The 9,359-nt window shown below is 70.7% G+C and carries 7 protein-coding genes and 1 pseudogene; 6 read left to right on the top strand and 2 right to left on the bottom strand.

The window, feature by feature from the left end; genetic code table 11:
* Positions 1–210: pseudogene (locus AB8Z36_RS19570) on the top strand (hypothetical protein); the annotation flags it as partial.
* On the opposite strand, the gene AB8Z36_RS19575 reads toward AB8Z36_RS19570, so the two are convergent.
* Complete coding sequence (locus AB8Z36_RS19575) at positions 207–2,180, bottom strand: FHA domain-containing protein (protein ID WP_369214633.1); 1,974 nt, start codon at positions 2,178–2,180, stop codon at positions 207–209. The pseudogene AB8Z36_RS19570 and the gene AB8Z36_RS19575 sit on opposite strands and share 4 nt — an antisense overlap.
* Positions 2,181–2,547: 367 nt before the next feature.
* Here AB8Z36_RS19575 and AB8Z36_RS19580 point away from each other — a divergent pair, with 367 nt between their 5' ends.
* The gene (locus AB8Z36_RS19580) at positions 2,548–4,287 is read left to right on the top strand and encodes a chitinase (protein ID WP_369214634.1); all 1,740 of its coding nucleotides are present in this window, start codon (positions 2,548–2,550) and stop codon (positions 4,285–4,287) included.
* 106 nt (positions 4,288–4,393) lie between these two features.
* Here the strand turns inward: AB8Z36_RS19580 and AB8Z36_RS19585 are convergent, their stop codons facing one another.
* Positions 4,394–5,134: a TetR/AcrR family transcriptional regulator gene (locus AB8Z36_RS19585; protein ID WP_369214635.1), complete on the bottom strand. Its 741-nt coding sequence runs from the start codon at positions 5,132–5,134 to the stop codon at positions 4,394–4,396.
* Between the two features lie 188 nt (positions 5,135–5,322).
* On the opposite strand from AB8Z36_RS19585, the gene AB8Z36_RS19590 reads away from it, so the two are divergent.
* The 4 genes from AB8Z36_RS19590 to AB8Z36_RS19605 form a co-directional block, all read left to right on the top strand.
* A complete protein-coding gene (locus AB8Z36_RS19590) occupies positions 5,323–7,554 on the top strand; it encodes an MMPL family transporter (protein WP_369214636.1) in 2,232 nt (743 codons plus the stop codon).
* A gap of 51 nt (positions 7,555–7,605) precedes the next feature.
* A complete protein-coding gene (locus tag AB8Z36_RS19595) occupies positions 7,606–8,376 on the top strand; it encodes an endonuclease/exonuclease/phosphatase family protein (RefSeq protein ID WP_369214637.1) in 771 nt (256 codons plus the stop codon).
* Positions 8,377–8,491: 115 nt separating this feature from the next.
* A complete protein-coding gene (locus AB8Z36_RS19600; RefSeq protein WP_369214638.1) occupies positions 8,492–8,881 on the top strand; it encodes an STAS domain-containing protein in 390 nt (129 codons plus the stop codon).
* A gap of 41 nt (positions 8,882–8,922) precedes the next feature.
* Positions 8,923–9,359, top strand: a 437-nt coding sequence (locus AB8Z36_RS19605) for a serine hydrolase (RefSeq protein ID WP_369214639.1), incomplete at its 3' end; no start/stop codon positions are given.

The raw sequence follows: 9,359 nt of genomic DNA on the forward strand, positions 1-9,359 counted from the left end.
GTGCGGTGGGCCCCCGAGGGGCTCTCCGAGGTACAGGGCGTTCCGGAGATCCCCGACGACGGCGATCCGGAGACGCACCTGCTGCTCACCGACGGATCGTGGTCCTGGGCGGCGGAGGACCTGGAGACCGTGACCGCCACGAGCGCGGCGGATCCCGGATGGCTGCGGCTGCGGGCCGCCGTCGACAATGCTGGTGATCAATACACCTAGGCGCTGGGCACACTGTCCTGTTCCCGGCACCGTTCGGCGAACTCCGCGACGCCTTCGGACGGCGCGGGCCGTTCGGCGGGCCGGGGCGCGTCTTCCCGGGCCGAATCCAGTCGCTCCGCGGGATAGAAGATGTCGATGTCGACCTCCTCGCCGCCGACGATCTGCGTGTCCCAGGCACCGCTGCGGACCAGGGTGTACAGGGTCTGGCCGCGCAGTGACTCCAGGTGTTCCAGGAGCGTCGCGTCGTCGGGCATCCCGGCGATCCGGGGTGCGAGGCGGTCGCGGATGGAGCGCAGCTGGGTCATCAGTGCCGCGAGGTCGGAGTCCCGGTCCAGGCCCGCGCCCGCCTCCGCGGCCTCCGTGACGCTCTGCTGGATCTTGTCCTTGATGGCCCGGGTCACGCCGTGCTCGTCGGTGGTGATCATCGAGTTCCAGGCGCGGCTCTTGTGCCGGTACTGGAGCATCGACATGGCCGCCTCGTGGCGCACGAAGTCCGCGTCGCGGAACGGCCGCCCCCGCCAGGTGCCGCTGAGCGACCTGGCGAGCGAGATGACCGAGCCCCAGCCGCTGTTGAGGCCGCGTCCCGGCCAGAAGTGAATGGCGTTGGCGGCGTCCCCGAGCAGGAAACCGTACGTGCCGGGCCCGGCGGACGTCCGGGGGTACAGCCGCGCGGTGAACCGGGGACGCTGCACCATGTCGAGGCGGAACGCGGTCACGGCGGTCAGGTCGGACTCGGGCACCGCGAACAGCGCGAGGCCCTCCTTGACCCGCTTCCACAGCGCCGACCCCTTGATCAGGGCGGGCAGGAAGAGCGTGCTGTGGGTGTCGCAGCGGAAGTCGCCGTCCTCGCCCCGGTTCATCACGCACGGCCGTGAGGCGATGCACTCCTCGAACACCTGGCGTACGGGGTCGATGCCGACCACCTCCTTCGCCTCCTCGTCGGTGAGCCGCATGTTGAGGAAACCCTCGCCGCGCAGGGAGTTGAGGAGGAAGCGGTTCTGCGCCACGGTCAGGAGCACGGACATCGCATCCGGCAGCCCCGACTTCACCTTCAGGCCGAGCACCACGTCCTGAAGGTGCTTGCCTTCGAGGGAGTAGATCGACTTGTCGGCCTGGCCGAACTTCTCGGCGAAGTGCTCGCGCGTCCGGGAACGCCCGCCTTCGCAGATGGCGAGCACATGGCCGGCGGCGGCGGTCTTCTCGTGCGTGACCGCGTCGAACCGCTCGGGGACCAGGCGGATGCGGTCCGGCTTGTCGTTGGCCAGATCGAGGAGCGTGTCCTCCACGTAGGCGATGCGGATGTTACGCGGGTTGTGGCCGTTGATCGAGTCGGGGCCCGCGGGCCACATCTCGCTGTACGTGCCCTCCCTGAAGAGCCGTTCCCGGACCTCAAGGGGGAGGCCCAGGTACTGGCGGCTCTGGACCGTGACGACCTGCTGCCGCCGGACGTTGCCCTGCTTGGCGTCCTTCCAGACGACCCTGTTCCCGGCGCGCGTCCAGCGGCCGTCGTAGACCGTGATGGCGACCCGCTCGCCGAGCAGTGATTCGAGCAGCAGGGCGAAGGCCAGCCCCACGGGTCCGCCGCCCGACACGGTGACCTTGAGGACCGGTACCGACTGCTCGGCGGGCGGTGGTGTGAGGGCCTGGAGCACGGAGAGGTCCATGATGGTTTCCATCGGACCGGCCGCATCGAAGCGGAACGTTTCCTCGCCGATCGTGATCAAGTCGCCGGGCTGGAGCACGCGGGACGTCGTGCGCTCCCCGTTGACGAACGTGCCGTTGCTGCTGCCCAGGTCGTACAGCATGAAGCCATGCCCTTCGCGGCGTACCTCGGCATGGAACCGCGAGATGCTCGCGTCGCGGATCACCACGTCGTTCGCCGGTTTGCGGCCGAACGTGAGGGGCTTCGCTCCGATGCCGAACCGCTCTCCGGCCAGTGCGCCCTGCTGACTGACAATCTCTGGAGGCATGGGTCCTCGGATTCCCTTCACTCGACGAGCCAGGACCGCGCGGCGCGGGCGACCGGACCGCCGACGCCTGTCACCGCTTCCATACGGCGGGTCACGGCCCCGCGTTCACCGGACATTTCGATTGTCGCGAAACCGACGCCCCTGGCAATGCGCGAGGCCGGGTCCCGGGACCGCGCGGCGCCCGTCGAGCCGTTCGCGCTTCCGGAGGCGGCTGCCCGCACCCGCTTCCTCAGCAGTCTTGCCGGAAGTCTTGACAACGGCATTGGTCTGGACCAACTTTGCGCACAACGGCGGTGGCCACCGTCGACAACTTCCTCCAGTCGAGTTCCTCAAGTTCCTTTCCGCCCCCTCTCATCGGAGGCTCTCCGTGGACCGTGTACGTCAGGGCAGACCCGGTGTCCGCCACAGATTCGGCGCGGCGATCGCCGTCGGTGCGGCCGCCGCGCTCGCCGTCACCGCGCTCGCCGCACCCGCGCAGTCGGCGGACGCCCGAGCGGCGGGCAGCGCGGCGGCGGACGTCAACGTCGCCAAGAACGCCGGGTTCGAGTCGGACCTGAGCAACTGGACCTGTGCCGCCAACAGCGGTGCCGCCGTCACCTCCCCCGTGCACGGCGGCGCGAAGGCGCTCAAGGCCACGCCCGCGGGCCAGAGCAACGCCGAGTGCTCCCAGATCGTCAAGGTGAAGCCGAACTCGACGTACAAGCTCAGCAGCTGGGTGCAGGGCGGCTACGCCTACCTCGGCGCCCGCGGCACCGGCACCACCGACGTGTCGACCTGGACGCCGGGCAACTCGTCCTGGCAGCAGCTCTCCACCAGCTTCACCACCGGCGCGAACACCACCTCCGTCACCGTCTACACCCACGGCTGGTACGGACAGAGCGCGTACTACGCGGACGACGTGAGCGTCCTCGGACCCGACGGAGGCGGCGGCACCGACCCGGTGGAGATACCGGCCGTGCCCACCGGCCTCGCGGCGGGCACGACGACATCCACATCGGTCGACCTGTCCTGGACCCCGGTGTCCACGGCGACCGGCTACACGGTCTACCGCGACGGCACGAAGGTCGCCTCGGCCACCGGCGCCTCCACCACCGTCACCGGTCTGACTCCGGAGACCACCTACAGCTTCCAGGTGAGCGCCACGAACGCGGCGGGGGAGTCCGCGAAGTCGACGGCGGTGTCGGTGAAGACCCCCAAGGGCAACGGCGGCGGCGACGGCGGCCCCGTGCCCAAGCACGCCCTGACCGGCTACTGGCAGAACTTCAACAACGGCGCGACCGTGCAGAAGCTGCGGGACGTCTCCTCGGAGTACGACATCATCGCCGTCTCCTTCGCCGACGCCACCACCACCCCGGGCCAGATCACCTTCAACCTGGACCCGGCCGTCGGCTACTCCTCCACCGCCGACTTCAAGGCGGACATCGCCGCGAAGAAGGCCGCGGGCAAGTCCGTGATCCTCTCGGTCGGCGGCGAGAAGGGCACGATCTCCGTCAACAGCGACGCCTCCGCGACGGCCTTCGCCAACAGCGCCTACGCGCTGATGCAGGAGTACGGCTTCAGCGGCGTCGACATCGACCTGGAGAACGGCCTCAACCCCACCTACATGACGAAGGCGCTGCGCCAGCTCGCCGCGAAGGCGGGCCCGAAGATGGTGCTCACCATGGCACCGCAGACCATCGACATGCAGTCCACCTCGGGCGGCTACTTCCAGACGGCGCTGAACGTGAAGGACATCCTCACGGTCGTCAACATGCAGTACTACAACAGCGGTTCGATGCTGGGCTGTGACGGCAAGGTCTACAGCCAGGGCAGCGTGGACTTCCTGACCGCGCTGGCCTGCATCCAGCTCGAAGGCGGCCTCGATCCCTCGCAGGTCGGCATCGGTGTCCCGGCGTCGACGCGGGGCGCGGGCAGCGGCTACGTCGCCCCGTCGGTCGTCAACAACGCCCTCGACTGCCTGACCCGCGGCACCGGCTGCGGCTCCTTCAAGCCGTCGAAGACCTACCCGGCGCTGCGCGGCGCCATGACGTGGTCGACGAACTGGGACGCGACGGCGGGCAACGCGTGGTCGAACGCCGTCGGCCCGAAGGTGCACAGCCTCCCGTAACGGAGGCGCACGGCCTTCCGCAGCGAAAGCGCACGGCCTTCCCTGGCGTGATGGGGCGGGGCGGGCCGGACCCGGCAAGGGTCCGSCCCGCCCCGCCTTCGCGTTCTCAGCCCGACGGCGGCGCGGGAACGCGGCGGCGGGTGTCGTCGAGGAGGTTCCGCATCGCCATGCGGTAGAGCTCGGCCTGGTGGGCGCCGAGGAAACCGGTGTGCCCGAAGACCTCGAGGACGACCATGCCGTGCACATACCCCCACACGCTCAGCATGAGGGCGGTCGCCGGGGGCGGCAGGGCCTCCTCGCCCGACATCGGCGTCGTCTCCAGGCGCGAGAGGAACTCCGGGGAGAGCGAGCGTACGTCGATCGCGGCCAGTTGCTCCCGTGTGAAGCCACGGTAGAGCTCCCGCTCGAAGACCGCGCTCATCCGCAGGTTCGCCCGGGTGGTGGGTCCGTCGACGGGCGCGTGATAGTGCCGCAGCGGCGCCCCGTACAGGAGCTGGAACCGCTCGGGGTGGTCGATGGCCCAGCGGCGGTACCCCTCGGCGGCCACCACCATCCCCGGCAGGTCCAGATCGTCGGGCGTGGCCTCGGTGGCGGCCTGCACGGCGTCCGCGAGGTCGTCGTACGCCTTGGTGATCAACGCCGTGACCAGGTCGTCGCGGCTCGGGAAGTAGTGGTAGAGCGCCTGCACGGTCATGCCGAGGTCGCGGGCCACGGCGCGCAGGGACAGCGCATGCGGGCCGTTCTCGACGATGTGGGCCTCGGCTGCGCTCACTATCTCCTGGGCGGCGACGGCCCGGCGCCGCTCGCGCAGGGACGGCCGCGCCGTCGGTGCTTGGTCGGTGGACATGCCGCGACAGTACGGCCGCCGGGCCCGCCGCGACACCAGAACGGCCAAGGTGTGAAGAAAATCTAACACTGCCAAATCAAGTTGTCCCCCGCTAGCGTCGGGCACGGCGATGAGGCGCGCGTACCGCGTGCCGGGCCGCATTCCGGCCGCCGCAAGTCCCTTCACCTCAACTCTGCTGGAGAGTGCGCGTGTTCGAACGCATAGCCGAACTGACAATCCGCCGGTCCCGGCTGGTCCTCGTCGTCACCGTCGTCGCGGTGGCCCTGATGGGCGTCCTGGGCGCAGGCGCGTTCGGAAAACTGCTGGGGGGAGGCTTCGACGACCCGGCGTCCCCGTCCTCCCGGGCCAGAGCGGTCATCGACGAGAAGTTCGGCGGTGAGACCAATCTGGTGCTGCTGGTGCGCCCCGAGAAGGGCCGCGTCGACGCCCCGGACACCCGGAAGACCGGCCAGGCGCTGGTCGCCGACCTCAAGGACGCCGAGAAGCTGACCCACGTGGTCTCGTACTGGGACACGAACAGCCCCGACCTGCGCTCCAAGGACGGCCGGGAGGCCATCGTGCTCGCCCGTGTGAAGGGCCACGACATGGAGCAGCAGGACAACGCCAAAGAGGTCATCGACGCCTACGCGGGCACCTACGAGGACACGCTCACCGTGAAGGCCGGAGGCAGCGCCGGGGTGAGCAACGAGATGGGGCCGCAGACCGAGGAGGACCTCGTCCTGGCCGAGACGATCGCCGTACCGCTCATCCTCCTGCTGCTCCTCGTCGTCTTCGGCACCGTGGTCTCCGCGCTGCTGCCGCTGGTCATCGCCCTCATCGCCATCGTCGGTGTGTTCGCCGAGCTCTCCCTGGTCGGCGGCGTCACCGATGTCTCCATCTTCGCGATCAACCTGACCACGGCCCTCGGGCTCGGCCTCGGCGTCGACTACGCCCTGCTGATGATCAGCCGCTTCCGGGAGGAGCTCGCCGCGGGGGCACGGGTGGAGGACGCCGTCCGCACGACCATGAGCACCGCGGGACGCACCGTGGCGTTCTCCGCGGCGACGGTCGCGGCCGCGCTCGCCGCGCTGATGGTCTTCCCGCAGTACTTCCTGCGCTCCTTCGGCTACTCCGGGGTCGGCGTCGTGGTCATCGCGGCCGTCGCCACGCTGTTCGTGATGCCCGCCCTGCTCACCATCCTGGGACACCGGGTGAACAGCGGCCGGATGCCGTGGGTGAAGCCGGGCCGTGCCCCGGGCGGGACCCCGCTGTGGGGACGGCTCGCCCGCACCGTCATGCGGCGGCCCGCACTCACCGCGCTGCCCGTGCTCGCGGTCCTGCTGCTCGCCGCGGGCCCGCTCCTCGGCATCACCTTCGGCACGGCCGACGAACGCGTCCTGCCCGAGGGCGCGGAGAGCCGCCAGGTCTCGGCCGCGCTGCGGGAGAACTTCCACGGCAACGACGCCGCCGCCCTGCACGTCGTCATCGACGAGGCCGTGGACAAGACCCGGCTGGAGTCGTACGCGGCACAACTGTCCCGCCTCGACGGCATCGCCAGGGTCGAGGCGAGCACCGGCGTCTACGCCGGGGGGCGCACCGAGCCCACCGGACCCGGCAACGCGGCGCTCGGCACCTCCGCCGGACAGCAGCTCAACGTGGTGAGCACGCTCACCCCGAAGTCCGACCGGGCCAAGGACCTGGTGGAGAAGGTCCGCGAGACCACTCCGCCCACCGGGACGCACCCGCTCGTGGGCGGCGCCGACGCCGAACTGGTCGACTCCAACGACTCCATCGCCGGGCGGCTCCCGCTCGCCGTGGGCCTGATCGCCGTCACCACCTTCCTGCTGCTCTTCCTGTTCACCGGCAGCATCGTGCAGCCGCTGCGCGCACTCGTCCTCAACGCCGTCAGCCTGGGAGCCACCATCGGCGTCATGACCTGGATCTTCCAGGACGGGCACCTCTCCGGTCTGCTCGGCTTCACGCCGCAGCCGATGGAGACGTCGATGACGGTGCTGATGTTCTGCGTCGCCTTCGGCCTGTCGATGGACTACGAGGTGTTCGTCACCAGCCGGATCAAGGAGCTGCACGAACTGGGCCAGGACAACGAATCGGCCGTCGCCAACGGCCTCGGGCACACCGGACGCATCGTCAGCGCCGCGGCGGCGCTGATCGCGGTGAGCTTCTTCGCCTTCGGCACCGCCGAGATCAGCTTCATGCAGCTCTTCGGCCTGGGCAGCGGTCTCGCCATCCTCATCGACGCGATCGCCGTCCGCGGCATCCTCGTACCGGCCGCGATGCGGCTGCTCGGCCGCTCGGCCTGGTACGCGCCGGGCTTCCTGCGCAGGTTCCACGGCCGGTTCGGCCTCAGCGAGGGCGGCCCCGCTCCGGCTCCGGCGCCCGCACCGGAGCCGGTGACCGGAGCGTCGGCGAAGACCGGGTGAGATGGTGGAGCCGGTGGACCTTTAAGACGAAGCGCCAGGTGGGGGACTGACATGAAGGGACGCGGTGTGCGGGATCTGCCCGAGTCGGCGACGGAACCGGACGGATGCGCGGTCGTGCGCGTGCTGAGCTACAACATCCGCTCCATGCGCGACAACGTCACCGCCCTGGCCCGGGTGATCCGGGCCTGCCGGCCCGACGTCGTCTGCGTCCAGGAGGCGCCGAGGTTCTTCCGCTGGCGCAAGGCCGCCGCCCGGCTCGCCCGTACCAGCGGTCTCGTGTACGTCGCGGGCGGTGCCACCGCGTCCGGCCCGATGATCCTCTCCTCGCTCCGCGCCCACGTGGAGAGGACCGCCGACGTCCTCCTGCCGCGCACCCCCGGCCTGCACCAACGCGGCTTCTCGACCGCCGTGCTGCGGTTCGGCGGGGCCCGGCTCGGGGTCCTCAGCTGCCATCTGAGCATCGACGACCGTGAGCGCTACGAGCAGGGCCGACTGCTCCTGGAGAGGCTGTCGGCCCTTGAGGTGCCGCACGCCGTCGTCGGCGGCGACTTCAACGACCGGCCCGACGGCCGCACCTTCGGGCTGCTCGCCAACACCCTCCAGGACGGCTGGGCGGCGAAACCGTGGGGGCGGGAACACACCACCCGCCTCGGTGACCCCTTGCAGCGCATCGACGCCGTCTTCGCCACGCGGGAGGTGGAGGTGCTGGGCTGCGGGGTGCCGATGGGGCTGCCCGGGGTTGTCGAACGGGACCTGCGGGCGGCCACGGATCACCTGCCGGTGCTCGCGGCGCTGCGGGTGCCCGCGTCCCGCCCGGGATGAAGAGCGATCGCGGGGGCACAAGGGATGGAGCACATGAGGGCCCAGACGGCCGACGGCGGCGCGCCATGTGCTGTGTCCACCAATCCGCACTCCCTCTGGCGGCGAATTACTGCACATGAACCCGCTCACCGTCACCGCTCGTGTCGTGTCGTCCGGTCCCGTCGTACAGGTCGCCGGTGACCTCGACTACGACAGCGCGCACCGGCTGCGCGACCAGCTCGCCGCGCTCGAACTGCGGCCCGGACAGCGTCTGGTCGTGGACCTGGCGGCGCTCGGGCTGTGTGACTCCAGCGGTATCGGTGCCCTGCTCTTCGCCCGCAACCGCGCGAGCAGCGCGCGGGCGGAGATCGTTCTGGTCGCCGTGTCCGACCAGCTCTGGCGGACCCTGCACCGGCTCGGCCTCGACCAGGTCTTCGCCTGCGCCCCCGACGCCGCGGAGGGCCATCAGAAGGGTTCCGGGGCTGGATGGAGCAGCGCCGCGCGCGGGTTCGCGGCCGGCGGGTGAGGCTGGGCGTCCCACCGCGCTCATGCTTCAGGAGTCCTTCCGTGCCAGTTCGCAGCCGCTCGCGGGTCCGTCTTCCTCTTGTCACTCTGCTGGCCGCCGCCTGCACGGCGGGGCTGCTGAACGCTCCGGCCGGCGCCGCGCACGTCGCCGCCGACGACAGCCGCGCGTTGCGAGGGCAGCTACGGGACCTGACCACCGCTCCCGGCGGCCCGCCCGGAGCGATCGCCGTCCTCAAGCGCGGGTCCCGCGTCGAGGTCCTCCGGGCGGGCACCGCCGAGACGGGCACCGGCCGCCCGGTCGCGGTCACCGACCACATGCGGATCGCCAGTACGGCCAAGGCGTACAGCGGTGCCGTCGCCCTCCGGCTCGTCGGCCGGGGGAAGCTGCGTCTGGACGACACCATCGGCAAGGTGCTTCCCCGGCTGCCGCAGCGTGRCCCGGKGCCATGCGCGCGGCAGCTCCTGAACCACACCAGCGG

The sequence above is a fragment of the Streptomyces flavofungini genome (assembly GCF_041028215.1).
In the GTDB taxonomy this organism is placed as follows: domain Bacteria; phylum Actinomycetota; class Actinomycetes; order Streptomycetales; family Streptomycetaceae; genus Streptomyces; species Streptomyces flavofungini_B.